This window comes from uncultured Erythrobacter sp., assembly GCF_947502395.1.
Taxonomy (GTDB): domain Bacteria; phylum Pseudomonadota; class Alphaproteobacteria; order Sphingomonadales; family Sphingomonadaceae; genus Erythrobacter.
The window spans coordinates 476,753-503,321 of record NZ_CANMZM010000002.1; the positions used below are offsets into that span (position 1 = coordinate 476,753).

General features: G+C 57.8%; 27 protein-coding genes. 17 read left to right on the top strand and 10 right to left on the bottom strand.

Features of this window, described 5'->3' with window-relative positions:
* Positions 1-20: 20 nt before the first annotated feature.
* Together Q0778_RS08590 and Q0778_RS08595 are read left to right on the top strand one after the other, a co-directional pair.
* Positions 21-764 carry a response regulator transcription factor gene (locus Q0778_RS08590; RefSeq protein WP_298335461.1) on the top strand — a complete coding sequence of 248 codons (744 nt, stop codon included), beginning with the start codon at positions 21-23 and terminating at the stop codon, positions 762-764.
* The gene (locus tag Q0778_RS08595; protein WP_298335463.1) at positions 761-2,212 is read left to right on the top strand and encodes an ATP-binding protein; all 1,452 of its coding nucleotides are present in this window, start codon (positions 761-763) and stop codon (positions 2,210-2,212) included. The genes Q0778_RS08590 and Q0778_RS08595 overlap by 4 nt, the downstream gene beginning before the upstream one ends.
* Here Q0778_RS08595 and Q0778_RS08600 read toward each other — a convergent pair.
* Both Q0778_RS08600 and Q0778_RS08605 read right to left on the bottom strand, forming a co-directional pair.
* Entirely contained in the window at positions 2,195-3,382 is a 1,188-nt protein-coding gene (locus Q0778_RS08600; RefSeq protein WP_298335465.1) for a serine hydrolase, read from the bottom strand. The genes Q0778_RS08595 and Q0778_RS08600 overlap by 18 nt on opposite strands.
* Positions 3,383-3,397: 15 nt before the next feature.
* On the bottom strand, positions 3,398-4,975 hold the full coding sequence (locus Q0778_RS08605) for a helicase HerA-like domain-containing protein (RefSeq protein WP_298307056.1): 1,578 nt from the start codon (positions 4,973-4,975) through the stop codon (positions 3,398-3,400).
* 154 nt (positions 4,976-5,129) lie between these two features.
* Here Q0778_RS08605 and pabB point away from each other — a divergent pair, with 154 nt between their 5' ends.
* The 8 genes from pabB (at position 5,130) to Q0778_RS08645 (ending at position 11,918) form a co-directional block, all read left to right on the top strand.
* Positions 5,130-6,953, top strand: a complete 1,824-nt coding sequence (gene pabB, locus Q0778_RS08610; protein WP_298335467.1) for an aminodeoxychorismate synthase component I — start codon at positions 5,130-5,132, stop codon at positions 6,951-6,953.
* A 46-nt stretch (positions 6,954-6,999) separates the two neighbouring features.
* Complete coding sequence (locus Q0778_RS08615) at positions 7,000-7,704, top strand: RluA family pseudouridine synthase (RefSeq protein WP_298335469.1); 705 nt, start codon at positions 7,000-7,002, stop codon at positions 7,702-7,704.
* Positions 7,697-8,113 (top strand): alternative ribosome rescue aminoacyl-tRNA hydrolase ArfB, encoded by a 417-nt coding sequence (arfB, locus tag Q0778_RS08620; RefSeq protein ID WP_298307047.1) that lies wholly within the window; start codon positions 7,697-7,699, stop codon positions 8,111-8,113. The genes Q0778_RS08615 and arfB overlap by 8 nt, the downstream gene beginning before the upstream one ends.
* A gap of 143 nt (positions 8,114-8,256) precedes the next feature.
* Positions 8,257-8,424: a 50S ribosomal protein L33 gene (gene rpmG / locus Q0778_RS08625; RefSeq protein WP_298307044.1), complete on the top strand. Its 168-nt coding sequence runs from the start codon at positions 8,257-8,259 to the stop codon at positions 8,422-8,424.
* An 85-nt stretch (positions 8,425-8,509) separates the two neighbouring features.
* On the top strand, positions 8,510-9,190 hold the full coding sequence (locus Q0778_RS08630) for an outer membrane lipoprotein carrier protein LolA (protein WP_298335471.1): 681 nt from the start codon (positions 8,510-8,512) through the stop codon (positions 9,188-9,190).
* Between the two features lie 302 nt (positions 9,191-9,492).
* The gene (locus Q0778_RS08635) at positions 9,493-10,296 is read left to right on the top strand and encodes an exodeoxyribonuclease III (RefSeq protein WP_298335473.1); all 804 of its coding nucleotides are present in this window, start codon (positions 9,493-9,495) and stop codon (positions 10,294-10,296) included.
* Positions 10,297-10,305: 9 nt separating this feature from the next.
* Positions 10,306-11,406, top strand: a complete 1,101-nt coding sequence (ribA, locus tag Q0778_RS08640; protein WP_298335475.1) for a GTP cyclohydrolase II — start codon at positions 10,306-10,308, stop codon at positions 11,404-11,406.
* Positions 11,403-11,918: an N-acetyltransferase gene (locus Q0778_RS08645; protein ID WP_298307034.1), complete on the top strand. Its 516-nt coding sequence runs from the start codon at positions 11,403-11,405 to the stop codon at positions 11,916-11,918. Before ribA ends, Q0778_RS08645 begins: the two co-directional genes overlap by 4 nt.
* On the opposite strand, the gene Q0778_RS08650 is transcribed toward Q0778_RS08645, so the two are convergent.
* Entirely contained in the window at positions 11,915-12,835 is a 921-nt protein-coding gene (locus Q0778_RS08650) for a right-handed parallel beta-helix repeat-containing protein (protein ID WP_298308208.1), read from the bottom strand. The two genes, Q0778_RS08645 and Q0778_RS08650, sit on opposite strands and share 4 nt — an antisense overlap.
* A gap of 239 nt (positions 12,836-13,074) precedes the next feature.
* On the opposite strand from Q0778_RS08650, the gene Q0778_RS08655 reads away from it, so the two are divergent.
* The 6 genes from Q0778_RS08655 to Q0778_RS08680 all read left to right on the top strand — a co-directional run bounded on the left by Q0778_RS08655 (position 13,075) and on the right by Q0778_RS08680 (position 18,299).
* Complete coding sequence (locus Q0778_RS08655) at positions 13,075-13,422, top strand: hypothetical protein (RefSeq protein WP_298335477.1); 348 nt, start codon at positions 13,075-13,077, stop codon at positions 13,420-13,422.
* 3 nt (positions 13,423-13,425) lie between these two features.
* The gene (locus Q0778_RS08660) at positions 13,426-13,650 is read left to right on the top strand and encodes a hypothetical protein (RefSeq protein ID WP_298307029.1); all 225 of its coding nucleotides are present in this window, start codon (positions 13,426-13,428) and stop codon (positions 13,648-13,650) included.
* Entirely contained in the window at positions 13,647-14,846 is a 1,200-nt protein-coding gene (locus tag Q0778_RS08665; protein WP_298335480.1) for an acyl-CoA dehydrogenase family protein, read from the top strand. Before Q0778_RS08660 ends, Q0778_RS08665 begins: the two co-directional genes overlap by 4 nt.
* A gap of 106 nt (positions 14,847-14,952) precedes the next feature.
* Positions 14,953-16,215 carry a CoA transferase gene (locus Q0778_RS08670; RefSeq protein WP_298307024.1) on the top strand — a complete coding sequence of 421 codons (1,263 nt, stop codon included), beginning with the start codon at positions 14,953-14,955 and terminating at the stop codon, positions 16,213-16,215.
* A 12-nt stretch (positions 16,216-16,227) separates the two neighbouring features.
* Positions 16,228-17,454 (top strand): acetyl-CoA C-acetyltransferase, encoded by a 1,227-nt coding sequence (locus Q0778_RS08675; protein ID WP_298335482.1) that lies wholly within the window; start codon positions 16,228-16,230, stop codon positions 17,452-17,454.
* Positions 17,451-18,299, top strand: coding sequence for a MaoC family dehydratase N-terminal domain-containing protein (locus Q0778_RS08680; protein WP_298335484.1), 849 nt, complete (start codon positions 17,451-17,453; stop codon positions 18,297-18,299). The genes Q0778_RS08675 and Q0778_RS08680 overlap by 4 nt, the downstream gene beginning before the upstream one ends.
* Here Q0778_RS08680 and Q0778_RS08685 read toward each other — a convergent pair.
* From Q0778_RS08685 to ppk2, 3 genes are read right to left on the bottom strand one after another with little or no spacing between them, the layout of a single operon-like run.
* Positions 18,296-18,508 carry a toxin-antitoxin system HicB family antitoxin gene (locus Q0778_RS08685; protein WP_298307013.1) on the bottom strand — a complete coding sequence of 71 codons (213 nt, stop codon included), beginning with the start codon at positions 18,506-18,508 and terminating at the stop codon, positions 18,296-18,298. The two genes, Q0778_RS08680 and Q0778_RS08685, sit on opposite strands and share 4 nt — an antisense overlap.
* Positions 18,509-18,532: 24 nt before the next feature.
* Positions 18,533-19,450, bottom strand: coding sequence for an SPFH domain-containing protein (locus Q0778_RS08690; protein WP_298335487.1), 918 nt, complete (start codon positions 19,448-19,450; stop codon positions 18,533-18,535).
* Positions 19,451-19,508: 58 nt separating this feature from the next.
* Positions 19,509-20,285 (bottom strand): polyphosphate kinase 2, encoded by a 777-nt coding sequence (gene ppk2 / locus Q0778_RS08695; protein ID WP_298335489.1) that lies wholly within the window; start codon positions 20,283-20,285, stop codon positions 19,509-19,511.
* Positions 20,286-20,342: 57 nt separating this feature from the next.
* Here ppk2 and phhA point away from each other — a divergent pair, with 57 nt between their 5' ends.
* Positions 20,343-21,281 carry a phenylalanine 4-monooxygenase gene (gene phhA, locus Q0778_RS08700; RefSeq protein WP_298307004.1) on the top strand — a complete coding sequence of 313 codons (939 nt, stop codon included), beginning with the start codon at positions 20,343-20,345 and terminating at the stop codon, positions 21,279-21,281.
* Here the strand turns inward: phhA and Q0778_RS08705 are convergent.
* The 4 genes from Q0778_RS08705 to Q0778_RS08720 all read right to left on the bottom strand — a co-directional run bounded on the left by Q0778_RS08705 (position 21,278) and on the right by Q0778_RS08720 (position 26,505).
* Positions 21,278-21,529, bottom strand: coding sequence for a hypothetical protein (locus Q0778_RS08705; protein ID WP_298307001.1), 252 nt, complete (start codon positions 21,527-21,529; stop codon positions 21,278-21,280). The two genes, phhA and Q0778_RS08705, sit on opposite strands and share 4 nt — an antisense overlap.
* 2 nt (positions 21,530-21,531) lie before the next feature.
* Positions 21,532-22,389: an undecaprenyl-diphosphate phosphatase gene (locus Q0778_RS08710; RefSeq protein WP_298335491.1), complete on the bottom strand. Its 858-nt coding sequence runs from the start codon at positions 22,387-22,389 to the stop codon at positions 21,532-21,534.
* A 64-nt stretch (positions 22,390-22,453) separates the two neighbouring features.
* Entirely contained in the window at positions 22,454-24,643 is a 2,190-nt protein-coding gene (locus Q0778_RS08715) for a M13 family metallopeptidase (protein ID WP_298335493.1), read from the bottom strand.
* Positions 24,644-24,774: 131 nt separating this feature from the next.
* On the bottom strand, positions 24,775-26,505 hold the full coding sequence (locus Q0778_RS08720) for an ABC transporter transmembrane domain-containing protein (protein ID WP_298336139.1): 1,731 nt from the start codon (positions 26,503-26,505) through the stop codon (positions 24,775-24,777).
* Positions 26,506-26,569: the final 64 nt, after the last annotated feature.

Sequence of the window (26,569 nt, forward strand, 5' to 3'; positions counted from 1 at the left end):
TATGACTTGGCGCCATTCCTATGACTCAAGACACCCCCAAAATCCTGCTGGTCGATGATGAAGCCACCTTGCGTGAGCCCTTGGCCGAGTATCTGAAAGGACAAGGATTCGCTGTGATCGAGGCTGAGAGCGCCGCTGTTGCCCGCTCAGAACTCACCGCTCAGCGGCCTGATCTTGTCCTGCTCGATATCATGATGCCGGGAGAAGACGGTCTCTCTTTGTGCCGACATCTCGTTGAGACCCAAGGCTTGCCAGTGATCTTCCTCACAGCGCGCGGTGAAGCGATGGACCGTATCCTTGGGCTTGAGCTTGGCGCAGACGATTATGTCGTCAAACCGTTCGAACCGCGCGAACTGGTGGCGCGCATCCGCACTGTGCTGCGCCGAGTGGGTCGCGCTGCGGTTCCTGAATCGGATATGGAGGATTGGCACTATCAGTTTGATGGCTGGGTGCTTGATCCTTTGAAGCGCAAGCTGACCGATCCAGAAGGGGTCACCGTGCCCATTTCGACGGCCGAATTTCGCCTGTTGCGCGCCTTCCTCGATAGCCCTCGTCAAGTGATGGACCGCGATCTGCTGCTCGACCTCGTGCAAGGGCGCGCGGCACATCTTTTTGACCGCGCTGTCGACAACCAAGTGAGTCGCCTACGCCGCAAGATCGAAGCCAACAGCAGCGATCCGCAACTGATCCTGACTGTGCGTGGAGGCGGCTATCGCCTGGCCGCGGGTGTTAAGCGATTGGCACCGGGAACGGAGCGTTCGTGAAGCGAATCCTCCCCTCGAGCCTATTGGGTCAAGTGATGGTGAGCGTTGCCCTCGCTCTGCTAATCTCGCAAGTGGTGTCTGCAACCCTGCTGTTCCGGGCAAGCGAGGATCGGCGCGAGAACGCAGCGGTCACAACTGCCGCCTTTCGTCTGATCAACGGGGCAGAACGGGCCAAGAGCAATGGTGGACCCATCGACCGCGAAAGGCTGCGTGCACAACGACAGCGACTGCGCGAAGCTGGCGGACCGCAGGCAGATCAAATTGCACGCGATCGCCTGCCTCTGCCACTGCGCTACAATGTGACTGAGGAACAACCGCTAGCAGGGCAATCCATCCTGCAGCGAGACGATCTCTCGGATCGGCTCAGGGTTGTGCTTGAGAGGGAGGGTGTGACGCCGCATGCTCTTGCCGTGAAAATTATTCCCGCAGGCGATGATCTCTGGCTTCAAAGTCTGGCAGAGCGTCGCCCGAGACTTGCTGCAAGCCAAGAGTGGCGCGATCGCCAGCTTGTGGTGGCGGCGATCCAACGCAAGCCGGATGGTCAGTGGGAAGCTGCAAGATTGCTCGCCCCGCCCAGACCGAAAGGCGCATTCGGCGTTGTGCTGCTTCAGACGCTCGTCACCTTTGTCATTCTGATTTTGATCCTGTTCTTTGTGATACGCCGCATCACCCAACCCCTCGCCACGCTCACGAAACGCGTCGCCGAATTCTCGCGCGATCCCGACACTGTGGTTGAGCTTGAAGAGCAAGGCCCCACTGACACCCGCAGGCTCATCGCTGCACACAATACGATGGAGGCACGCATTGCCGCATTGCTTGATGAGAAAGACGTAATGCTGGGTGCCATAGGGCACGACCTCAAAACCCCGCTAGCTGCTCTGCGAGTGCGGATTGAGAGCGTGGGGAATGAGGAAGAGCGCGGCAAGATGGCGGCGTCGATAGAAGACATCACTGCAACGCTCGACGATATCCTCATGCTTGCGCGGATGGGCCGCAAAGGTTCACTCGACACAGAAGCCGTGGATCTTGGCGCTTTGGCGATTGGCGTGGTTGAAGAATTCGAAGACCTCGGCGAACAAGTCATCATGCTCGATCCTCAGCGTTTGGTTGCGCAAGTGCAGGTCACTTGGATCAAGCGAGCTCTGCGCAATCTGACATCCAATGCTCTGCGCTATGGTGGCGGTGCTGTGGTCTCGATGGTCCGCGGTGAATCTCACGCTATTCTGCGTGTCGAGGATAGCGGCCCCGGCATTCCAGAAGGCGCTCTCACTCAGATGCTTGAGCCATTTACGCGAGGTGAAGCTTCACGCAACCGGGCGACCGGTGGTACAGGCTTGGGTCTGACTTTGGCGCGCGCAATCGCCGAAGCGCATGGCGGTACGGTGGTGCTCGCAAACCGCGCAGAAGGCGGGCTTCGCGCAGAAATTCGGCTACCGCTCAACGAGTAGCTTCTGCGCTCGAGCGATCAATGCGAGCTCGCTATCATCAAATCCGCCTTCATCCTCGGCACTCTGGCGTGGAGGAATGGCGGAGATGAAATAGGCGATGCCCGTCCCGCTTACCGGATCGAACCAAAGACCTGAACGCAAGCCATACGCTTCGCCCGCGTGACCATAGCGCTTGATACCGTCGTTGAAGAGTGGGTCCATGCACTCCCGCTCCGGTGTCTCAAGCGCCTGCACGTGATAACCATAGCCGCAGAAGAACTCTTGCCCTTCGATTGGCGGGTCGGCTGAGCCGAGCATCGCGGTCAATGATTTTTCGGTGAGAAGGCCATCACCCTCTTGCACCAGCGCCTGGCCGATCCTCGCAAGATCCACCATGCCGATCCTTACGCCCCCTTGCGGACTGAACACCGAAGCATTGCTGCCGGGCACATAGTCGTCGAGTGTACATTCGACCCCGTCCGCCACGGGCAAGGTGCAACTGGGCGGCAAGCTCGCCGGATCGTCGCGGGCGATTTCGCCGGTGTCGCGATAAAGCGTCACGGCCTGCGCCGCCATCTCGGGCGAGCAGCCGATCCAATTGGCACAGGCCTCCACCTCCAACGGACCGAAAACCAGCCGCTCAAGCAGGGCATTGTAACGTTCGCCGCTGGCCGCTTCGAGCACACTCGCGACCACGGGCGAACCGATATTGGCGTATTCAAACGGTGCTTCACCCGGCGGGGTATCGGCGTACCAGCTCTCTGGATCTTTCAGCCTATCCTCAAGGCTCTCACCAAGAGGGATCACATACCCGGCGGCATCGCGCAGGCCAGCACGGTGCGAAAGCAATTGGGCAAGTGTCACTGGTGCATCCGGAAAACCGGGGCTTCGCAGTTTATACCCGAGATATTCCGATACATCCGCCTCGAGATCGACCACGCCATCTTCTGCCAAACGTATTGCAGCGAGCGCCATTATCAACTTCGAAATACTCGCAATACGCACCGGGTCATTGGCCTCGACAAAGCGGCCTGATGTACGGTCTGCAATTCCTTCTACGATCAGCGGTTCGATAGTCTCACGGTCGAACGCAACCACCACGATTGCAGGGGCCGTTGGTGACTCTTCAGCAGGCGAGCACGACCCAAGTAAAAGACCAAGAGCAAACCCAGAAACAAGGCGTTTAAACATGGGTGGAGTCCCCTTTTACCGCATCAATCCACCAATCAGATTGCGCACAAAGCGCCCGGCGATAGGGCCCGCCAGATCCGTCGCGATCGAGCCAGCCGCCGAGGTAAGCCCCGAGCGCATCGGGTTGGCTCGAGATTTCTTGCCCAACACCGCCGCAGCAGCCACGCCCGCTACGCTGCCAGCGGCAACTTTCGCACCGCGTGACATCGCCTTTTCCCAAATGGACTTGGACTTGCGCGAGCGCTTTCCGACTTCGACCTCGCCCTTTTCCTCGACCTCTTTTGCCGTCTCAACCGCATCCACAGCCTTTTGCGCGAGCACTTCTTCAGCGCTTTGACGGTCAACAATCTCGTCATATTTGCCGTCAAACGGGCTCACCGATTGGATGATCGCGCGCTCTTTTGCGTTGACCGGCCCCAGACGGGAGCGTGGCGGCTTGATGAGCGTGCGCTGCACGATTGTCGGCGCGCCTTCTTCGTCCAGTGTTGAGACCAAGGCCTCGCCCACTTTCAGCTCAGTGATCGCCTCTTCGACATCCAAATCAGGGTTGATGCGGAAGGTCTCTGCCGCTGCCTTAATCGCACGCTGGTCGCGCTTGGTGAAGGCGCGCAGGGCGTGCTGCACGCGGTTGCCCAATTGACCGGCGACTTCTTCCGGAATGTCGATCGGGTTTTGCGTGACGAAATAGACACCCACACCCTTCGAACGGATCAGGCGAACGACCTGCTCGATCTTCTCTTGCAGCGCCTTGGGGGCATCATCAAAAAGAAGGTGAGCTTCATCGAAAAAGAAGACGAGAGTTGGTTTTTCCGGGTCACCCACTTCCGGAAGGCTCTCGAACAGCTCAGCGAGAAGCCATAAAAGGAAAGTCGCATAAAGCTTTGGCGAGCGCATAAGCTGGTCCGCAGCCAATACATTAACATAGCCGCGCCCCTCTTCGTCTTTCTTCAAAAAGTCATCAATCTCCAAGGCCGGTTCGCCAAAGAAATGGTCTGCGCCTTGCGATTCAAACGACAGGAGCTGACGCTGGATCGCGCCTACCGATTGCTTGGACACATTACCGTAACCCGCGCCTGAGAGCTCTTTGGCATTCTCATTCGCCCATTGCAGGAGCGATTGCAGGTCACCGAAGTCGAGCAGCAAGAGTCCGTTGTCATCGGCATAGCGGAAGACAATTTGCAACACGCCTTCTTGTGTGTCGTTGAGATCGAGCAGACGCGCCAGAAGCAATGGACCCATCTCAGTAATCGTGGTGCGGATCGGGTGGCCTTGTTCGCCATACAGGTCCCAGAAAATCACTGGATTATCGGAATAGCCATAGTCGTCCATGCCCAGCTCTTTGGCGCGGCCTTCGAGCTTGTCTGCATGTTTGAATTTGGGGCTACCCGGCATGGCGATACCGGACAAATCGCCTTTCACATCGGCCACAAACACCGGGACACCGTCTGCCGAGAAACTCTCCGCCAATCCCTGCAATGTGACCGTCTTACCAGTGCCGGTTGCACCTGCGATCAGGCCGTGTCGGTTGGCGCGCGAAAGAGCCAAGCTCTGATTCTCGCCATTGCCCCCAAGCCCCAGGAATATCTCGCTCATTGCCGTGTCAGTCCTTCCCGAAAAATCTTCGCCCAAGATGTGACGGCGCAAGGCCGTGCGGTCAACCACCCCCATGGCGTTACCAACCCGACTTACATAAGCTTACAAAAAGGCGCTATCGACTTGGGTGATGGAGCAGCCTAAGGCAGAGGGGATGGGTCAGGCACCGAATAAAGAGTGTTTCGTATTGCTCGACGATGCCCGCGCGCCAAGTCACGGTGGCGCGAGCGCTGCAGCAGATGCGCTGTACTATTCGGCGCCATACGAGATCTTTGTCGCTTTTCGCCCTGAAGATGTGGTCCCCACTCTTGAAGCTGCCGAAGCGTCCCGCGCAAAGGGTGGAGCGCTTGCTGGGCTGATTGCCTATGAGGCGGGACTGGCGCTTGAAGACCGGATCGTACCGCTCGCTAATGCAAGAAGTGGCGCTCATGGCCCGCTTGTGTGGCTTGGTCTGTTCGAGGAGCCGGAGCGCATACCGGCCGCCGATGTACCGGCTTGGTTGGCAGCGCGGAGCGAAGGAACAGCAAGCCTAAGCCCAATGGAGCCCCAGCTTTCGCCTGCTGGCTATGAGGCCGCCTTTGGGCGATTGAGCAAACGCATTAGCGATGGCGACATCTATCAGGCGAACCTCACCTACCCGCTCGCAGGATCATATCGCGGTGACCCCATGGCTCTCTATGCGCAACTGCGCAGCTCAGCCAACGCGGGCTATGGCGGCATGGTGTTCGATGGTTCGGACTGGCTCTTGAGCTTCTCACCGGAGCTGTTTGTCGCGCTCGACCCAGAAGGTAAGGCCAAGGCCAAGCCGATGAAGGGCACGCGACCTCGAGGAACTGATACGGAGACCGATGCCGCCCTCGCCAAAGAGCTATCGGAGTCGGTCAAGGACAAGGCCGAAAACTTGATGATCGTCGACCTTATTCGCAATGATCTCTCCCGCGTGGCTATTCCGGGGAGCGTGCGGGTTGACGCGCCTTTTGCGATTGAGAGCTACCCAACGGTTCATCAGATGGTTTCCAGCGTGCGTGCCCAACTGGCCGAGGGTATGGGAGCAAGCGATCTGGTGCGGGCGATGTTCCCGTGCGGCTCGATCACCGGCGCGCCCAAGATCCGCGCTATGGAATTGATCCAAGAAGTCGAACGCGATGCACGAGGAGCCTATTGCGGAGCGATTGGGCGGATCGGTGCTGATGGCTCGGCCGCGTTTAATGTAGCGATCCGTACGCTAAAGCTCACCCCTATTGAGAATGACCAAGGGAGCGCCATTCTCGGCGTGGGATCAGCGATTGTCGCGGACAGTGATCCGCTAGCGGAGCGCCGCGAGTGCGAAGTGAAAGCGGGTTTCGCGCGCGGGGGATCATCGGGCGGCGCAGACCTCATCGAGACCATGGCTTTTGACCCAGAAACGGGGATCGCCCTCCTAGAACTGCACTTAGCGCGCATGAAAAGAAGCGCAGCTGCGCTAGGCTTTGAATTCGACCGCCATGCTCTGCGTAATCAGATACAAGCGCTGGTCTTCGAGCTTTCCGCGCCCACAAAAGTGCGCCTACTCACGTCCAAAGGCGGAGCCAGTGCGATTGAAACTGGCTCTATGCCACAAGCTTTCGATGGGCCAGCTCCGGCGGTCGCCTTGCCCAATCCGCTTGATCCATCGGACTGGCGTCTCTCTCACAAGACGAGTGATCGAGGGTTCTATGTGGACGCATTGCGTGCAGCGAAAGCTCATGGAGGCGAAGAGGCCTTGCTCGTGCGCGAGGATGGATTGGTCACCGAAGGAAGCTTCACCAATGTCTTTGTCGAGCGCGATGGAGTGCTGCTAACTCCGCCCGCCTCGCTTGGATTGCTGCCAGGCGTCTTGCGTGAGTATCTGATCGAGAAAGGTCAGGCGCGTGAGGCGGAGTTGACGCTCGATGACTTGATTGACGGGTTTCAGCTAGGCAATGCCGTGCGCGGATTGTTTGCAGCAAAGCTCGTCTAGAGAAACATCCTTCGACAAGCTCATGGCTAAGGGATAGGGCGCGCATATGACCTCTATCCCCATTCTTTACGAAGACGGCGAAGCACTCGTTATTGATATGCCAGCTGGTCTTCCCGTGGATCGGCCCAAACGTGGGGGAGCGTGTCTCGAAGACCATCTCGACGATCTGAAACTCGGATTTCAGCGTCGCCCTGTCGCCGTGCACCGACTTGATACCGATACATCGGGTTGCTTGCTTTTGGCCCGTAATCCCAAGGCATTGAAACGTTTCAACAAGGCGTTTGAGGATCGCTTGGTGAGCAAAACCTATCTGGCCGTGCTGGATCTCGCGCCGGCTGAAGCCTCGGGCACGATTGCGCTATCGCTCTCGAAGATAAGTTCAGCCGAAAAAGGCTGGCGAATGATTGCCGCCAAAAAGGGAAAGCCCGCCGTCTCACACTGGGAACTTATAGAGACCATCGGAGACGGCGATAAGGTACGTTCGCTTATCCGCTTTCGCCCGGAAACAGGGCGGACCCACCAATTGCGTGTCCATGCACTGCAAGGTCTGGGAGCACCGCTCTTGGGCGATCCGGTTTACGGCCCGGTTCGCGGCCAGAACAAAGGTGCTCCTCGCACGATGCTGCATGCCGAATCCATTGCGGTGGAGCGTGTCGGCAAGCCACCCATTTCTGCTCATGCGCCCTTCCCGGAGGATTTTCTGCGCGCCGGCCTTAGTCCGCCGCAATCATCTCAGCCCCAAGATGGATGACACCCTCCTCGACCGCGCCCATGCATTGGCTGAGGAAAGCTTCCTCGCAGGTTCCGGCCCCGGCGGTCAGAACGCCAACAAGGTCGCAACTGAGGTTCAACTGCGGGTCAACATCTACTCCCTGCGTCTGCCACCCCCCGTTTTTGCAAGGCTACGCGATCTCGCAGGCTCCAAACTCACCGCCTCAGGCGACCTATTGATCACCGCCCGCCAGCACCGGACGCAAGAAGCGAATCGGGTTTTGGCTCGTGAGCGGATGGAGGAAATGCTGGAAGCCGCTCACCGCGCTCCCAAGAAACGCGCAAAGTCCCGCGTTAACCGCGTGGGAAAAACGCAGCGCCTAAAAGCCAAGAAAGCGCGCAGTGATGTGAAATCCAAGCGCGGTAAAGTCAGCCGATCCGAATGGTGACTCCGCTTGACTTTTCCCCGTGAATCGCTCAGAGGCGCGCGTCTGTAAGGCGGCGTGCCCGAAACCTGGTTCAGGCAACAGGCAAGAGCCGCCCTTTATTTTTTGGCCATCTGGCCTCACCGACTATCTTGTAGGAATTTGCAATGGCGAAGCCAGCAACCGTGAAAATCCGTCTTGTGTCGACTGCCGACACCGGCTTTTTCTACGTGACCAAAAAGAACCCGCGTAACATCACCGAGAAGATGACGTTCCGCAAATACGATCCGGTCGTGAAAAAGCATGTCGAGTTCAAGGAAGCCAAGATCAAGTAAGGTCTGGCGCGCAGCTTCGCGGCTGAACCGTGAAGCGCTCCAAAATTCATCGACAGTTCAACGCGGCCTGCGTAAATCTGATTACATGAGAAAAATGAAACTCCTCCGTCCGCTCGGCATCACGCTTGCCGCTGCGGGTACGTGTGCTTTGGGTCTATCGCTTGGGAGCACGAGCGCTTCCTCCACATTTGCGCCACCCGCGGTCGCTCAAGCCAACAGCCCTGATCTTGACCGGGCGGTCACGGCACTGCGCGCCATCTCAACGATGAAGGCCGATTTCAATCAGATCGACCGCGCGGGCAACGTCGTGAACGGCACCATGACCTTAAAGCGGCCAGGCAAGATTCGCTTTGACTATGGCGAGGACGCGGATCTGCTCGTCGTCTCCAATGGCCGATCGCTCTACATGATCGACTATGAGGTCAATCAGGTTGAGCGCTGGCCGATCAGAAATTCACCATTGGGCGCTCTTCTCGACCCCAATCGCGATGTGAAACAATTCGGAACTTTGCTCTCGCTGGGCGGCTCTGAAGTGGTGAGCGTCGACGTTAGAGATCCCAATCGCCCTGAATATGGGCGGATCATCATGAACTTTGTGCGCAATCGAAGCGCACCAGGCGGCTTGCAGCTAATGAACTGGGTGGCGGTCGATGCGCAGAATTATCGCACCACTGTGCGACTCAGTAACCACCGGTATGGCATATCTGTACCCGATTCGACGTTCAGGTTCCGCGATCCGCGCCGTTCCTCTCGTCGACCACGCTGAACGTTTCGACCTCAAAAGGTTGTAATTCTGCGACAAAGCCAACGAGACGTTCATTTACCTGAAAGCTCAGAACCATTAATAATGGTTCTCAAGGCGGATGAGGTAGGGTTTCCCCCCTGTTGCCCTTCCCTCTCTAAATGCCGTCTTGACCAAGCGTGACGAACGCTAACATTGAACCCCAGTGCCAACGCCCCCCGGCACTGGGGTTTTTTCTTGCCCTTTGTCGATTTTCAGGCCCTCGAGACCGACAAGTGTTTCCCCAAAGCTTGTGACCCTTGGCACTTATCCCTAGTTGACCTTGCATGCTTAGTGTCGCGACTTGGAACATAAACTCAGCGCGTTTGCGCCTCCCTATCATCGAAAAGTATCTCCAAATGCAGGGGCCTGACATTTTGTGCCTGCAAGAGATCAAGTGTCAGGAGCACCAATTCCCAGCAGAAGCTCTCGTAGCTCTTGGCTATGAGCATCAGGCGATTTGCGGGCAAAAAGGCTATCACGGTGTGGCGACAGTCAGTCGGGTGCCGATCCGCGAAGACTCGCGCCACGACTGGCAAGCCAATGGCGAAGCACGCCATGTTGGTGTCGAAGTTGTCGGCCGGGAAGTGGATGGCAAGACCATTCGCATCGACAATGTTTATGTCCCTGCAGGCGGCGATGAGCCGGACCGCAAGAAGAACCCCAAATTCGGCCAGAAGCTCGATTTTCTTGGCCGCATGACCGATTGGGCCAAATCCATTGAAAAACCAACGCTGATCGTCGGAGACTTCAACATCGCACCGCTGGAAAGCGATGTGTGGAACCACAAACAACTGCTCAAAGTCGTCAGCCACACGCCGATTGAGGTTGAAACCTTAGGTCGTTTTCAAGAGGCGCATGACTGGGTTGATATTGGTCGCGAGCACATTCGTGATCCCGGGCGCTATTTCAGCTGGTGGTCATACCGATCGAAAGATTGGCGCGTAAACGATCGTGGGCGCAGGCTCGATCATATGTGGGCTTCACCTGAGCTTGCTGCGAAAGCGACTGGGCACAGCCTGCTCGAAGAGGCGCGCGACTGGGAGAAGCCTTCCGACCACATTCCGCTTGTGACCGAGTTTGAGCTATAAGCTCACTAAATGTGTGACAAGCACCCTCCAAAGCTCAAAGGAGCAAGCCCAGAACGGCGAGCGGCACAGGCGGTGGATGCTCTACGTCATGGTTGGGCCTTGGATTTCGCCGGAGGGCCGGTGCTGCTGCCAATTGAGACAGCCATCGCGAGCGGAGCCAAATCCGGCCATTTGCTGATTTCGGCCGCGCGTGCTGCGACACTCAAGCTCACCAATCAGCGTGAGGCCGCGCGTGGAGATTTGCCTCATACTCCAATCCTTATTCGTGGCGGCGAAGCGATCACTTTAGATGTGGCAAGGCCCATTGCGGACCCCTCACTTGATCTGAACAATCCATTCAAAGGGCCGTTCAAGGCTGAAATGGTCGAATGGGCCGATGAAGCGGTAGCCGCCATGGAATATGCACGCATCGCCGGGATCCTACCCGCCTTCATGGTGGATCCTGTCGAAGGAGGAGAACCCCACCCGCTGATCGCGAGTGACTTGGCCGCATACACCGATGCCGGCAGGCTCGACATCATCACCCGTGCACGGCTTCCAGTGAAAGCTAATGAAGACGCTGAGATCATCGCCTTCCGTTCAACCGCCGACACGCGCGAACATGTGGCACTGATCATTGGAGAGCAATCGGGCGACCATGAACCTCTGGTCCGCCTCCACTCGGAGTGTCTCACCGGCGACGTGCTGGGTAGCCTCAAATGCGACTGCGGGCCACAATTGGACGCCGCGCTTGAGGCGATGTCTGCGCACGCTCGTCAAAATGGCGGCTGGGGCATCTTGCTCTATATGCGCCAAGAGGGGCGCGGCATCGGCCTCATCAACAAGCTGCGCGCCTACCGCTTGCAGGATCAGGGGTTTGATACGGTCGAGGCCAATGAACGTCTTGGCCTTCCGGACGAGGCGCGGGATTTTCCTGTAGCAGCGCGTATGCTGGAATTGATCGGCGTTCGTTCGATTCGCCTCCTCACCAACAATCCGGCAAAGGTCAAAAGCCTTGAAGCAACCGGGATCACGGTGAGCGCACGGGTTCACCACCAACTGCCTGACAACCCTCACAATGCCAAATACCTCGCCACCAAACGCGATAAATCTGGGCATTTGCTCACATGAGAGGACCCGAAGTAGCCATCACAATCCGTCCCGAAGCGCCCGGCGATGAAGACACCATATTTGCTCTCACCGAAGCAGCATTCAAAGAGATGCCGTTTAGCGATGGCGATGAGCAACATCTCGTCAATCGCCTACGTGCCGATGGTGATCTGACGTTGTCGTTAGTGGCCGAAGATGAGACGCGGATTGTTGGTCATATCGCCTTTTCACCCGTAACAATCGCCGATGGTTCGAAGGACTGGTATGGGCTTGGCCCGGTTTCAGTCTGGCCTGAGCAGCACCATCGCGGGATCGGCGGTGCACTGATCAAACGTGGCATTGCAGACATGCGGGACCGCGGTGCGAAGGGCATCATTCTTCTCGGAAGCAATATCTATTACCCGCGCTTTGGCTTCGCACATCACCCACAACTGACCTACCCCGGCCCGCCGCCTGAGTACTTCCAAGCGCTGCTTTTGGACGGCGAATTGCCGAGCGGTGAAGTCACTTACGCGCCAGCGTTCTCGGCTTAGCGCAGCTCATACTTCGTAAGACCCCGAGCCAGACTATTGCCGCTCATCACCACGCGTGAATTGGTCCAGTCGGCAAGGAACACACTTGCTCGGTTGAGGCCCGGCACAAAACGCGCGGTGTTGTCTTTCACCACCAACCCGTCTGGGTCGTGCAGCAAGTCTTCCGCACCCAGAGCGATAAAGGCAGAATAGTTCTCTTTATCGCGCCCCTGCACAAACCAATTGTTGGCGATGCTGCCCGTACTGCCTGCGGGGAGGTCAATCATGTAGTTGGTGCCGGAGCCGTTGGCATCGTCGAAGCTGTTGTCTTCAAGGATGACGTTGGCCGAACGCGCTTTGACATAGTGGCCACCACGGCCCTTTTCAAAACGACTCTCGCGCACCGTCAGCTCGCCATAATTGCCGATATAGATCGAATGGGCACAGCCCGCCGAATGCTCGCAAGTGCCAAGCCCGCTAAAGGTGGAGCGCAAAATATAGATGCGGCCGGTGGGATTGTCTGCCGTGAGAATGCCCTGCTGACTATTGAGAAAGCGCGAATAGGCTACGTTGAGCGCGCCAGTTTCGAGCCGAATGCCCGCACCATTGCCATCGCCGACCGCCATATTGGTAAAAGTGAGCCCGCGCACTTCTGCGCCAAGCCCGCGCAGAACAAGCGCGGCTTTGCCTTCGCAAGCGCGGCGGTCAAAGGTCACGGTGCCAGCCTCGCGAGCCGCATAGACGACAACACCCGCAGTCTGCACCGCGCATTGGCGATAGGTGCCTGGAGCGATCTCAATCGTCCCACGCCGGTCACCAATCGCATCGACTGCGGCCTGGAGCGTTGAATAGCTGCGCCCGTTTTCCTTGATCGTAAACGGCTGGCCGCCACTTTGGGCATAGGCTGCCGTTCCCGTGAACAAAAACGCGGCAAGCATCAACACCGCAAGGAAAAATGCATGGTCAAATGCATTGGCTATGCGAACAGACAAAGGGCGAGTGGGAGCGGTCAGATACTGTCTCATGGGCACAATAGTATCTGTTGGTGGCCTTGAGCGGGAGCGCCTCTTCGCCTGTGTGCCGTTTCGGTCCATCAATTGGGGCTTGGCTTAACGCTGCCGAGACCGCTACACCGGAGCCCATAACGGGTTCGAACTTAAGAGGAGGACACCCCCCAATGAAAAAGCTAGCTGTAATCGCAGCCCTCGGCAGCCTTGGTTTGGTCGCTTGCGGCAGCACTGACGACGCATCAACCGAAGCGATGCCCGACACAGTTGAAATGCCAGCTGACGAAGCCTTGGAACCAATTGTCGAAGAGCCCGTGGAAGACACCCAAGCGCTCGAAGCACTTGACCCAGCGGACACTGCGCCCAGCCTTGAAAGCACAGAAGCGGCCGCCGATGCGGCAGCTGACGTGGCTGCCGAAGCAGCGGCTGCCGCAGAAGCAGCTGCGGCCGCGGCTGCAGCAGATGTTGGCGATGCCGCCGAAGCTGCTGCTGCCGAAGTTGCCGAGGAAATCGACTAAACCATGGCGGCAAAGCGAGTAGGCATCGCTACGATTTTCGTGCCGGGTTTGCTGCTCGCCGCCTGCGACGGATCAGGCGGCGCAGAGGGACCTGGCTCGGTTAGTGTAGACGAGGCAAAAGCGCTTGATGAAGCTGCCGAAATGCTAGAGGAGCGCCGCCTTCCCGAGGGGGCGCTACCTCCTGTTTCCACTCCTCAGCAAGAGGTCGGAGAGGAAGAGGTCGAATGAACGCACCGCAAGCGCAGGACACTCTTAATCCAGGAATGGATAAAGAGACCTTCGAGCAATTTGCCGAACAGTTGGAACGCTACGTTCGTGAAAAGCTGATCCCGGCAGAGCAACAAGTGATTGCCGATGACGCAGTTCCAGCAGATATCATCCAAGAGATGCGCGACATGGGTCTGTTTGGCCTGACGGTTCCAGAAGAATACGGCGGCGCGGGCCTCAATATGACGCAATATGCGCGTACCGTGAACATCATGGCCTATGCAGCGCCCGCTTACCGCTCGATCTTCTCGATCAATGTCGGAATGTTTGCGAGCGCTCTTAAAAACGGCGCGACCGAAGCGCAACGCGCCGAGTGGTTCCCTAAGCTTGCGGAAGGCAAAATCGCGTGCTTTGGCCTCACCGAGCCGGGTTCGGGTTCGGATAGCGCTGGCCTGCAAACCACGGCCAAACCGAGTGCTGATGGCAATGGCTGGGTGCTCAATGGCTCCAAACGCTATATCACCAATGCGCCGCATGCTGATGTTGCGCTGATTATGGCGCGTACTTCGAGCGAAAACCTTCCCAAAAATGCACATGTGAGCGCGTTTCTGGTGCCTATGAATGCGAAAGGTGTTTCAACCGGTTCGCCGGATAAGAAAATGGGACAATCGGGCAGCCATATCTCGGACATCATGCTTGATGATGTCGAGGTGGCGGGCGAAGCATTGCTCGGCGGGGAGACCGGCAAAGGTTTCCGCTTTGCCATGCAGAGCCTTGATAACGGGCGCATTTCCGTGGGTGCAACGGCAGCGGGTTATGCACGGCGTGCGCTCGATAGCGCAATCCGTTACGCGAATGAGCGCAAGGCCTTTGGCGAACCCATCGCCAATTTTCAGCTGATCCAGCAGATGCTCGCTGATAGTGAGATTGAGATCTACGCCGCCGAAGCGATGATGAAGGATGTGACCGAGCGTGCGGATCGAGGCGAGAATATCCTCATCAAAGCGGCCGCGTTTAAAGTGTTCTCTTCGGAAATGTGTGGCCGCGTGGTGGACCGGGTGGTTCAGGTTTATGGCGGCGCGGGATATCTTGCCGAATACGATGCCGAACGCTTCTATCGCGATGCGCGCATTTACCGCATTTACGAAGGCACAACGCAAATCCTCCAGCTTCAGATCGCCAAGCATATGCTGCGCGAATGGGAAGCGTTGAACTAAACTAGGGAAGGGCAATGCCCACCCGCTGCGACTAAGCGCGCCTTTGGCTTGCTAAGTCTCGCTCCCCTCCCGCTTGTGGGAGGGGCTGGGGGTGGGCCATGAACGTATGTATAATCTCCTGAATGACCTCTCGATTGTAGAAGTGTCGAGCTTCGTCGCCTCCCCCACCGCTGGGCTATACTGCGCGCAGATGGGTGCAGAGGTCATCCGCGTCGATCACAAGGCAGGCGGGCTTGATTACGACCGCTATATGCTAACCAAAGAGGGGCGTTCGCTTTCGTGGGAGAATTTGAACCGCGCGAAGAAATCGGTCGCTTTGGACCTGCGCAGCGCAGAGGGCCGCGAGCTATGCGTCGAGCTTGCCGCGAAGACCGGGCAGTGCATCACCAATCTGCCGGAGAAAAGCTTCCTTTCGCACGGAGCTATGCAGGCCCAAAGGATCAAACAAGGGGCGCGTGACGATATGGTGAGCGTGCGGATCATGGGCTGGCACGATGGGCGTCAGGCGATGGACTTCACCGTCAATGCCGCTGCCGGATATCCGCTGATGACAGGGCCTGAAGAGTGGGACCCGGAATCTGCGCCGCCAGTGAGTCAGCCGCTTCCGGCTTGGGACTTCATTACTGGCGCATACTCGGCCTTTGCGCTCATGACAGCGCTGCACAACCGCTCAGCTACGGGCCAAGGCACAGAGGTCCGTGTCCCATTGGGCGATGTGGCGATTGGGACGCTGGCGAATTCAGGGACGATGGCCGAGATGCTCTATCGCGGCTCTGATCGTGAGCGATTGGGCAATGCCATCTGGGGCGCGTTTGGTCGCGATTTTCAGACCAAATGCGGTACCCGCTTTATGGTGGCTGCGCTTACTCCCAAGCAGTGGACAGGGCTGGTTGCCGCTTTCGGTGTCGCTGAGGGTATTGCTGCGCTCGAGGGTGAGCTTGGTATCGATTTCAATGGCGGGGACCGCCCGCGCTTTGAAAACCGTCACCGCCTGTTCGACCTCTTCCAATCAGCGGCCGAGGGCTTCGACTACGACACGCTCTCGGCGCGTATGCGTGCGGAAGGCTGCACATTTGAAAAGTACCGTTCGCATCATGAGGCCTCGGTTGATCCGGACCTTGTCGACAACAACCCGCTTTTCGGACCATCACCCTCGAACCCATCAGGCTTCGAATATCCAGCGACGCGCAGCTTCGCCAATATGCCAGCACACGAAGCCGAAGACCCAGCACCCGCGCCCTTCCTCGGGCAGCATTCCGAAGAAGTGCTCGCCGATAAGCTGGGCCTTTCTTCGGGCGCGATCGCCAAGCTGGTGGACGCAGGCACGGTCGCCCTCTCCGATCAAAACGCCGATTACACACACCGATAAAAGAGACCACCTATGACCCGCAGAGCAGCCATTGTCTCACCCCTCCGCACGCCCGTTGGCAAGTTCCTCGGTGGCCTCTCCAGCCTCAATGCAGGCGAGCTTGGCGCGATCATCTTGAAAGCGCTGGTTGAGCGCTCCGGCATCGACCCTCAGCGCGTGGACGATGTCGTCTTCTCACAAGGGTACGGCAATGCAGAGGCCCCCGCGATTGGTCACTGGTCATGGCTTGCAGCTGGACTGCCCTTGGAAGTGCCCGGCTATCAGCTCGACCGCCGCTGTGGCTCTGGGCTTCAGGCTGTCGCTAATGCAGCGATGATGGTTGAAACCGGCATGGCGGACATTGTGGTCGCTGGTGGGTGTGAGAGCATGTCCAATGTTGAGCACTACACGCTGCAGGGGCGCGGAGGTGCTCGTATGGGCGATATTACCCTGCATGACCGCCTCTCTCGGGGCCGCTTGATGAGCCAGCCGATTGAACGCTTTGGCATTATCACAGGCATGATCGAAACGGCTGAGAACTTGGCTAAAGATTACAACATTACCCGTGAAGAGGCCGATGCCTATGCGGTTCGCTCGCACCAGAACGCGGCCGCCGCTTGGGAAGCGGGCAAGTTCGATGATCACCTTGTGAGTGTGGACGTACCCCAACGCCGGGGCGATCCCGTGACCTTTGCCAAGGACGAGGGCTACCGTGCAGATGCATCGATGGAGACGCTGGGCAAACTTCGCGCCATCGACGGCAAGCGCGATCCAGACGCCATCGTCACCGCCGGCAATGCGAGCCAGCAAAACGATGCCGCGGCTGCATGTTTGGTGGTAGCAGAAGACAAGCTCGAAGAACTGGGTCTCACACCTTCGCTTTGGTTCGGTGGATGGGCAGCGGCAGGCTGTGACCCATCGCGCATGGGCATCGGCCCTGTGCCAGCGACTGAGCGGTTGTTTGAACGGCGTGGATACAGCTGGGATGATATAGACCTTGTCGAACTCAACGAAGCTTTCGCGCCGCAAGTGCTCGCCGTCCTCAAAGGCTGGGGCTGGAGCGAGGATGACAGCCGCTGCGAGATTCTCAACGTCAACGGCTCCGGCATCTCTCTAGGCCACCCAATTGGTGCGACCGGCGGGCGCATCCTTGCCGATCTGGCCGCAGAAATGCACCGCCGCAAAAGCCGCTACGCACTGGAGACCATGTGCATCGGCGGTGGACAAGGCATCGCCGCCGTATTCGAAAGGGCGAAATGAGCTTCGAGGCTTGGATTGGCCGTGAGCAGGAAAGCCACGACACTCTAACGCCTCAGCATGCCGCGCAGTGGTGCGCGACATTTGACCTTCCGGTGCCCGAGTGTTGGATCATGCCACAGGGTATCCACTTGGCACTGTGCACGCCGGATGCTCCCACAGGAGCGCTTGGCGAAGATGGACACCCGGCGCGCGATGATAGCCTGGGCAGCTTCCTGCCACCGCTCCCTATGTCGCGCCGTATGTGGGCCTCCAGCGATATCCGCTTTATCGCGCCCATCGCTATTGGAGCCGTGGTGAAGCGCACCAGCCGCGTTGCATCCATCAGCGAGAAAGACGGCGGCTCTGGCAAGCTTGCCTTCGTCAATGTCGAGCATGAGACGGTTGCCAACGGCACGCTAAGCGTGCGGGAGACGCAGACGCTGGTCTACCGCGATGCAGCGGCAAGTGATGCACCGCTCAGTCCGCCAGAATCGGGCGACGGGGAGTTTGATGCGGGCGCGTGGGATGTCACTCGCACTCTCACCCCCGATCCGCGGCTTTTATTCCGCTATTCGGCGCTGACCTTCAACACCCACCGCATCCACTATGACGCGCCTTATGCTGAGGCGGTGGAACGGTATCGCGGGCTGGTCGTGCACGGGCCGCTTACCGCATCGCTCTTGCTACAACTGGCAGCGAGTGAGCTTGGCGACAACCGTCTACGCAAATTCGCCTTCCGGGGTCTGTCGCCCGCCATTGCTGGCGAACAGCTCAACCTGGTGATGCACAAATGCGAGGAAGGGTATGAGCTGGGCGCTTTTGCGAGTGACGGGCGGCAAGTGACCAAAGCGAGCGCCAGCCTTTAAGCTTTGGGTGGCCGCCCGCGCCTAGGCGTTTTCGTTCTCTCCACCGCAATCCCGCGCGCTTCCAACGCCTCTCTTAATAGCATTTCGATCTGCGCATTGGCAGAGCGCAATTCCGCGCCCGCAAGCCGCTCGACCGCAGCGTGAACCGCCGGATCGAGCCGCAATGCATATGCCTTTTTAGCGGGCGGTTTGTTTGAGGGTGCAGCCATAGCTGCCTCCTTCGGGTTTGCAGGTTACTGGTAAAGCGTGCCTGTGTTCACGACTGGATGGGCCTCGCGGTCTCCGCAGAGCACTACCATGAGGTTGGAAACCATGGCGGCTTTGCGTTCATCATCCAGTTCGATGATGCCATCAGCGGACAGTTTGCCCAGCGCGTCTTCGACCATGGAAACGGCGCCAATGACCACCTTCTTACGCGCAGCGATCACGGCATCTGCCTGTTGGCGGCGCAGCATGGCTCCGGCAATTTCGGGCGCATAGGCGAGGTGGGTAAGACCCGCTTCATCGACGACGATACCAGCCACCTTGAGCCTGTCATTCAATTCCTCGCGCAGCTCGTTCGCAATGACATCGGCGCTCCCGCGAAGCGTTGTTTCGTCCTCATCCGACATATCGTCGTAAGGGTGGCGCGCCCCCACGGTGCGAAGGCCGGCTTCGATTTGAATGTTCACAAACTCTTTGTACTCATCAACATCGAACACTGCCTGAGCAGTATCGGAAACACGCCAAACCACGTTGCAGGCGACCTCAATTGGGTTACCGCGCAAATCGTTGATCTTGACCACATCAGAGTGAATGTTGTGGGCACGTACGCTGACCTTTTGCTTGATCATCCAAGGCCATACCCATTGCAGGCCCTCCTTACGCACTGTCCCGCGGTATTCACCAAACAAAGTGATCACGGCAGCCTGGTTAGGCTGGATCATGAAGAACCCGATAATACCAAACAGGACGACCAATGCGCCGGTCAAAAGCGTGCCGACAAAGGCCAATTTGACTGACTTGGCAGCGCCTTCAGGTGGAATAGCGCCAATGATCATGTAGATAATAACAAGTGTGATGACGCTAAAGACCGCCAACATAAGATAGCCATTATAGGCAGAGCCGGTCTCCTCCCGGCTTGATGTCATTGGCACAGCCTGATCTGACATGGACGAGTCTCCTTCGATATAATTATGATATTATTTTTATATCGAAGCGAACAGATTGTCAATCTATGGGGTAATCCTTGAGCGGCTTCATGACGCTGTAGCTCTCTTCATATGGCTCATGACCAAGGTCCGGAAAATCAATTGCGGGTGGCTCAATATGCATGTCGGGCAGTCGGTCGAGGAGATCGCGGATCAGGGTGAGCCGACCGCGCTTCTGATCATTGAAATCAACCAAGGTCCACGGCGCATTATCCGTGTGTGTCGCCTTCAGCATTGCCGCGCGAGCCTCGGTGTAGGCCTCATACTTTTCGCGCGCCGCAAGATCGACTGGTGAGAGCTTCCAGCGCTTGAGTGGGTCTTCGCCACGTTCCTTCAACCGCTCCTCCTGCTTGTCCTGATCAGTGGTGAGCCAGTATTTGAACAGCAATATGCCGTCATCGATAAGCATCTTTTCAAAGGTTGGCGTCGCTTTAAGGAAGGCTTCTGCTTGCTCTTCGGAGCAATAGCCCATCACCCGCTCTACCCCGGCCCGGTTGTACCAAGAACGATCGAACAGCACAATTTCGCCAGCATGTGGCAAGTGCTTCACATAACGCTGGAAATACCACTGAGTTTGCTCCTCCTCGCTCGGCTTGGACAGCGCAACGGTGCGACACTGGCGGGGATTGAGCTTGTCGCGCACCGCCCGGATCGCGCCGCCCTTTCCAGCGGTATCGCGCCCCTCAAAGATCACCACAATCCGTGCGCCTGTCGTCTTTGCCCAACGTGCCATTCCGACCAATTCCTCGGTCATCGGCTCCAAGAGTCTGCGGTAGTCCTTGCTTTTAAGCGCCATCGAGCACCCCCTTTATTGTGCTTGCGTTCACCCGCCAGTGGTATCATGTGATACTATATGGAAACGCTCGCAAACACTGACACCGATTACACGGCACTTCCAGAGCTGAGCGAGGATATCTTCACCGCCCCGCTCGCTAAGCCTGCGCACGTAGGTGAAGACTGGATAGAGCCTTCGCAGACCCAATATTCCAGCGATGACGACGGCGTGTGGAACGATCTGTTTGCGCGCCAGATGGAGGTTCTTCCCGGACGTGCGGCGAGTGCCTTTATGGCGGGCCTCGACAAGCTCGACCTATCGCGTGGCGGCATCCCCGAATTCCAGGAGCTTTCAGAGGAGTTGGGCAAGCTTACCGGCTGGAGCGTTATTCCGGTCCCGATGCTGATCCCCGATCACGTATTCTTTTGGCACCTTGCGAACAGGCGTTTTCCCGCAGGCAATTTTATCCGAACGCGTGAGACGTTCGACTACATCCAGGAGCCCGATGTCTTCCACGACGTCTTTGGCCATGTGCCCATGCTGACCGATCCAGTGTTTGCCGATTACATGCAGGAATATGGCCGCGCAGGTTGGAAAGCGATGCGGTACAATCGCCTGAAGGCCTTAGGCGCGCTTTACTGGTATACAGTCGAGTTCGGCCTGATTGAGGAACCTGAGGGCATTCGTGCCTATGGCGCTGGCATCCTTTCTGGGCCGACGGAGGCCAAATTTGCAGTGGAGGCCAAGAGCCCTAATCGCATTATGCTCAATGTCGACCGGGTCATGCGCACCGATTACGTGATCAGCGATCTGCAGCCGACCTATTTTGTGATCGAGAGTTTCGATGATCTCTTCCGCCAGACCGTGGAGCGCGATTTTGACCGGCTCTATCGCAATCTCGCCCCCGGATTCACCTATGCCAACTCGGCGGTAATCGATGTTGATTATGTGGTGAACCGCGGCACGCAGGAATATCACTTGCGCGGCGGACGCGGGTCGGACGCGAAGCCGGTCTAAGCTTCGCGAGTGGCGAAGGCGTAGTAGCCAACAATGGCAGGCAATGTGACACCCACTGCCGCGCCTAGCCCAAGCCAACTGAGTGATCCCAAGAATGTGCCGCCGTTTGCGATCAACCCAGCGGTCAAGCTGGTAACAATGCCAACGAACATCATCCGCAAAACTGCGCCTGGCAATTCAAGACGCAGAGCGATTGATCCTAGCCAGCCAAGCAGCGCACCAAGAAAAATGAGAAGAATGAGTGCCATGGCTAAAAGAAATAGAGCAGGGCCGCGCCCATAGCTACCCGGTAGAGCACAAAAACCATCATTGATGCGCGTTTCAGGAAGTTCATAAGGAACGCCATGGTCGCAAAGGCCGCCACGAAGGTAAGCGCACCTGCAATCAGCGCATCTAGCGCAAGTTCCGTCCCCGCCTCGAATATCTCCGGCACAATCAGCACGCCAGCGCCCGCCACCGCCGGGATCGAGAGGAGGAAGGAGAACCGCGCGGCTTCCACCCTTTTGTACCCTAGGAAACGCGCCGCCGTCATAGTGACGCCCGAGCGCGACGTACCTGGAATGATCGCCAAGGCCTGCGCGATCCCGACGATTAGGCCATCGCGCCAACTCATGTCCTCAAACTCTTTTACCTCTTGGCCCACCTTGTCGGCGAGCCCCAGCAGGATGCCGTAGAAGATCAGGTTGAATGCGATCAGGTCGGTAAAGCGGATTGAGGCCATCAGATCGTCATCAATTATCTCGACCCCAAAAACGCCGCTCGCAATGCCATTGAACAGCCCCATCTTGATTGAGAGGCCAAAGGCGACCGCCGGAATGGTGCCGAGCACAATCCACCAGAAGAGACGTCTTTCTTGCGGAGCCTTGGGTGCCGTCGTTCCCACACCAATACTGGCAAAACCGCCGCGCGCCAGAACCAGCACGTCTTTGAAGAAATAGACAATGATCGCCAGCAAGGACCCGACATGAACCGCAACATCAATCAGCGGGCCTTGATCAGGATAGCCGGTAAAAAACTGGATCAGGATGAGATGCCCTGACGACGAGATCGGCAGGAACTCTGTGATCCCTTGCACCACGGAAATAATGAGAAGCTGCAAAAACGTCATGGCCCGCACTTCATGGATGAAGCGCGGGCCATGTCAATTTCGAAGAGCGCTCTTCACGCTTAAATCACCAGATCTTCACGCGCTTCTCTGGCGGAAGATACAGTTCGTGCTCCTCGGTCACGTTGAATGCTTCGTACCAAACGTCGATGTGACGCACTGCATTGTTGAGGCGGAATTCACCCGGAGGATGGTTCGCGGTCATCACCCGGTTACGCAGGCTCTCTTCGCGTTCCATCCCGCGCCAAATCTGCGCAAAGCCAAGGAAGAAGCGCTGATCACCGGTCAGACCGTCGATAACAGGAGCTTCCTCTCCATTAAGGCTCAATCGATAGGCTCGATAAGCCATTTGCAGTCCTACGACATCGCCGAGCGTTTCACCCATGGATTGTCCAGGGCGGAGGCATTCGGGACCGTTGGACCCTTCGACCGGGCAATATGCGGCGATGAATTCACCCATCTGATCAGTGAACTCAACAAAACCGGCGCGGTCTTCATCCTGCCACCAATTGCGCAGTGTTCCCGTCGCATCGAATTGAGAGCCCTGGTCGTCATAACCATGGCCGATTTCGTGACCAATCACCGCTCCGATACCGCCATAATTGACCGCTGGATCAGCGCTCGCGTTAAAGAAGGGGGGCTGAAGGATTGCAGCCGGAAAAACGATGCGATTCGTTAGCGGTGAATAATAGGCATTCACCGTCTGGGGGGTCATGCCCCACTCGCCTGGATCGACCTTCTCATTCAGACGAGACAGCATTTCGTCCCGCCACCAGGTGTTGACCGAGATAGTGTTCGCGACCGGAGTATCAGGCGTGATCGTCATGCCATCATAAGTTTTGAACTCGTCAGGATAGCCGACCATCGGCACAAACCCTTCAAGCTTGGCACGCGCCTGTTCGATCGTCGCTTCAGTCATCCACTCGTTCTCATTGAGCGCGAGGTTCATCGCTTTGGTCAGGTTGGCAACAAGATTGTCCATCCGCGCCTTGCTCTCCGGCGGGAAGTACTCCGCCACATAAAGCGCTCCAAGTTGCTCGCCGACAGCTGATTCAACTGCGGAGATACCGCGCTTCCAGCGCGCCTGCTGTTCTTCGCGGCCATTGATGGCACGGCCGTAAAACTCGAAGTTGGCTTCATCGAGATCGCTCGAAAGTACAGACGCAAAGTTCCCCAGCATGCTCTTGGCCATATAGGCCTTGATCGTAGCTAGCGGCGTTTCGGTGAGCAGCCGCATCATAGCAGGCAGACCGCCACCGATCATCGCAAGTTGGGCTTCAGTGATGCCTAGTGCTTCGACTTCCTCCTCAGTTGGCGGAAGCTGACGAGCGAGGAAACGCCCCTGACCGGCGAGCTTCGACGCTTCGAGAATGCCTTCGATCGGGAAACCACCCGCAAGGTCATTGAGCTCTGCTGGGGTCAGCTCATTATAAGTAAGCTGCGGCATACGCAGGACTTGCCGCGCCCATTCGAGCTCCGCGACTTTATGCTCAAAAGCATAAACTGCTTCAGCAGCACCAGCCGCGTCTTGATAACCAGCAGCGCCCAGCATTGTTGCAAGGAAGGCTTTATACTTCTCTCGGATCTCAGTGTTGCTGTCGCTATCGACCAGATAATAGTCGCGGTCAGGAAGGCCCATGCCGTTAAACCCGATGCCGACCGCGTAGTCGGTTGGATTGCGAGCATCAATGGTCACATTTGCGCTGACCAGTGATGGGAACCCGGGCTGCGCCGAGACGCGCATCAGAGTGTCGAGATCGGCCGCCCCGTAAATCTGGGCGAGATAGGGTTGAGCGGGAGCAAGGCCGCTCGCATCGATCGCTTCGACATCCATAAAGGAAGCGTACGCATCGACGATCCGGCGAGCCTGTGTACCTGGCGCGGGATCAGAGGCGACTAGACCCTCAACCAGCGCTTTCACGTCTTGTGTGGCACCTTCGCGCAGCATGTCGAACGCGCCATAGCGCTGACGATCGGCTGGGATTTCATTGGCGGCAATCCATTTGCCGTTGGCATAGGCGTTGAAGTCATCGCCCGGTTCGATGGCTGGATCGATGGTGTCGAGCCCAACGCCCCAAGTGCCAAAGTCCATGGTCGGAGCGGTGGATTCACTGCCAGTTTCAGTGTCTGCTTCGAGATGGTCAGCGATGCCATGCGGTCCGCCGGCGTGGTCGTGATGAGTGTCCTGTGCGAAAGCGCTTGCCGAAAGCGCAAACGCAGCAGTCCCTGCGAGCAGGAGTTTTGTTGTCCGGATCATGCGATTAGTCCCCGATTTGTTTAAGTGAGGCGTTCCTCTGAAGAGTTACCTAGCGCACTCGCAGAAACAAGGATGCAATTTGTCGCGCGCAGGGCGCAGTTCGTCGAAACAAACCCTATGCGAGCACCGAGTCAGGCGGCTTCGTTGGCGGCGAATTGCAGCTTTGCAAGGCGCGAATATAGGCCTCCCGCCGCGCTTAGCTCTGCGTGCGTGCCTTGTTCGGCGATCTCACCATTATCGAGCACAATGATCCGATCTGCCGCGCGCACCGTCGCCAAGCGGTGAGCGATAACCAGAGTGGTGCGATCCTTCATCAGCTCATCGAGCGCTTGCTGAACCCATTGTTCGCTCTGGGCATCCAAGGCACTGGTTGCTTCATCGAGGAGCAGAATGGGGGCATCGCGAAGAAGGGCACGCGCAATCGCAACACGTTGGCGCTGACCACCCGATAGTTGCGTGCCGCCTTCACCCAGATAGGTATCGAGCCCCTGCGGCAGTGCCTTCAAGAAGTCCTCAGCATTTGCAGCGCGCGCCGCTTCCCAAATGGCTTCGTCGCTGGCTTCCCAATGGCCATAACGAAGGTTGTCGCGTGCATTTGCGCTGAACAGCACGCCTTCCTGTGGGACAAAGGCAAGGCGTTCGCGGATGTCTGCAGGGTCTGCTTTAGTGAGCGGCACGCCGTCCAAACGGATGGTGCCGCCTTGGGGGTCGTAAAAGCGCTCAACCAGCTGGAAGATGGTCGATTTGCCCGCTCCGGAAGGTCCCACAATCGCGATTGTCTCTCCCGGCTCGATCTCCAGATTAAAGTCTTTGAGCGCAGTGTCTTCAGGCCTTGCAGGATAGCGAAAGGTGACGTTGCGGAAAGAGAGCGAGCCGCGTGCCGGGTTCGGCAACTGCTCTGGCCGCTCTGGCGGCGCAATCACGGGCTCTGTTTCAAGAAGTTCCGCCAGACGGCTCGCCGCGCCAGCCCCACGCAGAAGGTCCCCATACACTTCGGTCAATGCACCAAAAGCGCCAGCCACAAGCATCGCGCCCACAAGGAACGCCAGCAATGTGCCGGAAGTGATGCTCCCCACCGACACAGCTTCAGCACCGCGCCAGAGTAAAAATACGATCGATCCAAACAGCGCGAAGATCACGACCGAAGTCATAATCGCGCGCAGGATGATGCGCTTGCGAGCGGTGTCAAAGGTGCGTTCAGCCGCATCGCCGAAACGATCGGCCTCGCGGCGCTCTTGGCCAAAGCTTTGCACGATCTTCATCGCCGAAAGGACCTCTGTCACCATCGCGCCGACATCGGCGACCCGATCTTGGCTATCGCGGGAGATGCTGCGGATGCGCCGGCCAAAGATGACGATCGGCAGGATCATCACAGGGATGCCGACCACTAACCAGACGGTGAAACCGGGAAGGAGATAGAAGAGGTAAATGGTTCCACCGATCCCCAGAAACACATTGCGCAGCGCGACAGAGACTGTGGTACCCACAACAGTCTCGATAATCGCCGTGTCGGAGGTCATCCGGCTCGAAATCTCTTTGGGCGAATTTTCTTCGTAGAAAGCTGGCGACAAGCGCATCAGATTGCGGTGAACCTTGCGGCGGATATCGGCGACGACTCGCTCCCCAATCCAGCTGACGAAATAGAACCGCGCCGCTGTTCCAATCGCGATCACCACGACGATCATTCCCAGATAACGGAACCAGCGGGCAATCTCTGTACCCTCTTCCACCGTGCCAAAGCCCCGGTCGACAATCAACTGGACCGCCGCCGGAATAGCGAGTGTACCGGCCGCAGTAACCGTTAGGGCAATAAGCGCAAATATGACTTCACGTGGGTACTTTGCCGCCTCACGGTATACCATTTTTAATGGGGCGAGCGAGCGCGATTTGGGAGCCTCTGCCAGAAGCTCTTGCGCGTCCTTCTCA

Coding starts and splice junctions, on each gene's coding strand:
- Q0778_RS08670 (WP_298307024.1), top strand. CDS start 14,953: ATGTATAATCTCCTGAATGACCTCTCGATTGTAGAAGTGTCGAGCTTC.
- ribA (WP_298335475.1), top strand. CDS start 10,306: ATGTGTGACAAGCACCCTCCAAAGCTCAAAGGAGCAAGCCCAGAACGG.
- Q0778_RS08720 (WP_298336139.1), bottom strand. CDS start 26,505: ATGGTATACCGTGAGGCGGCAAAGTACCCACGTGAAGTCATATTTGCG.
- Q0778_RS08685 (WP_298307013.1), bottom strand. CDS start 18,508: ATGGCTGCACCCTCAAACAAACCGCCCGCTAAAAAGGCATATGCATTG.
- Q0778_RS08600 (WP_298335465.1), bottom strand. CDS start 3,382: ATGTTTAAACGCCTTGTTTCTGGGTTTGCTCTTGGTCTTTTACTTGGG.
- arfB (WP_298307047.1), top strand. CDS start 7,697: ATGGATGACACCCTCCTCGACCGCGCCCATGCATTGGCTGAGGAAAGC.
- Q0778_RS08650 (WP_298308208.1), bottom strand. CDS start 12,835: ATGCTTGCCGCGTTTTTGTTCACGGGAACGGCAGCCTATGCCCAAAGT.
- Q0778_RS08660 (WP_298307029.1), top strand. CDS start 13,426: ATGGCGGCAAAGCGAGTAGGCATCGCTACGATTTTCGTGCCGGGTTTG.
- Q0778_RS08710 (WP_298335491.1), bottom strand. CDS start 22,389: ATGACGTTTTTGCAGCTTCTCATTATTTCCGTGGTGCAAGGGATCACA.
- pabB (WP_298335467.1), top strand. CDS start 5,130: ATGGGTCAGGCACCGAATAAAGAGTGTTTCGTATTGCTCGACGATGCC.
- phhA (WP_298307004.1), top strand. CDS start 20,343: ATGGAAACGCTCGCAAACACTGACACCGATTACACGGCACTTCCAGAG.
- Q0778_RS08645 (WP_298307034.1), top strand. CDS start 11,403: ATGAGAGGACCCGAAGTAGCCATCACAATCCGTCCCGAAGCGCCCGGC.
- ppk2 (WP_298335489.1), bottom strand. CDS start 20,285: ATGGCGCTTAAAAGCAAGGACTACCGCAGACTCTTGGAGCCGATGACC.
- Q0778_RS08590 (WP_298335461.1), top strand. CDS start 21: ATGACTCAAGACACCCCCAAAATCCTGCTGGTCGATGATGAAGCCACC.
- Q0778_RS08630 (WP_298335471.1), top strand. CDS start 8,510: ATGAGAAAAATGAAACTCCTCCGTCCGCTCGGCATCACGCTTGCCGCT.
- Q0778_RS08675 (WP_298335482.1), top strand. CDS start 16,228: ATGACCCGCAGAGCAGCCATTGTCTCACCCCTCCGCACGCCCGTTGGC.
- Q0778_RS08715 (WP_298335493.1), bottom strand. CDS start 24,643: ATGATCCGGACAACAAAACTCCTGCTCGCAGGGACTGCTGCGTTTGCG.
- Q0778_RS08605 (WP_298307056.1), bottom strand. CDS start 4,975: ATGAGCGAGATATTCCTGGGGCTTGGGGGCAATGGCGAGAATCAGAGC.
- Q0778_RS08690 (WP_298335487.1), bottom strand. CDS start 19,450: ATGTCAGATCAGGCTGTGCCAATGACATCAAGCCGGGAGGAGACCGGC.
- Q0778_RS08665 (WP_298335480.1), top strand. CDS start 13,647: ATGAACGCACCGCAAGCGCAGGACACTCTTAATCCAGGAATGGATAAA.
- rpmG (WP_298307044.1), top strand. CDS start 8,257: ATGGCGAAGCCAGCAACCGTGAAAATCCGTCTTGTGTCGACTGCCGAC.
- Q0778_RS08680 (WP_298335484.1), top strand. CDS start 17,451: ATGAGCTTCGAGGCTTGGATTGGCCGTGAGCAGGAAAGCCACGACACT.
- Q0778_RS08705 (WP_298307001.1), bottom strand. CDS start 21,529: ATGGCACTCATTCTTCTCATTTTTCTTGGTGCGCTGCTTGGCTGGCTA.
- Q0778_RS08635 (WP_298335473.1), top strand. CDS start 9,493: ATGCTTAGTGTCGCGACTTGGAACATAAACTCAGCGCGTTTGCGCCTC.
- Q0778_RS08655 (WP_298335477.1), top strand. CDS start 13,075: ATGAAAAAGCTAGCTGTAATCGCAGCCCTCGGCAGCCTTGGTTTGGTC.
- Q0778_RS08615 (WP_298335469.1), top strand. CDS start 7,000: ATGACCTCTATCCCCATTCTTTACGAAGACGGCGAAGCACTCGTTATT.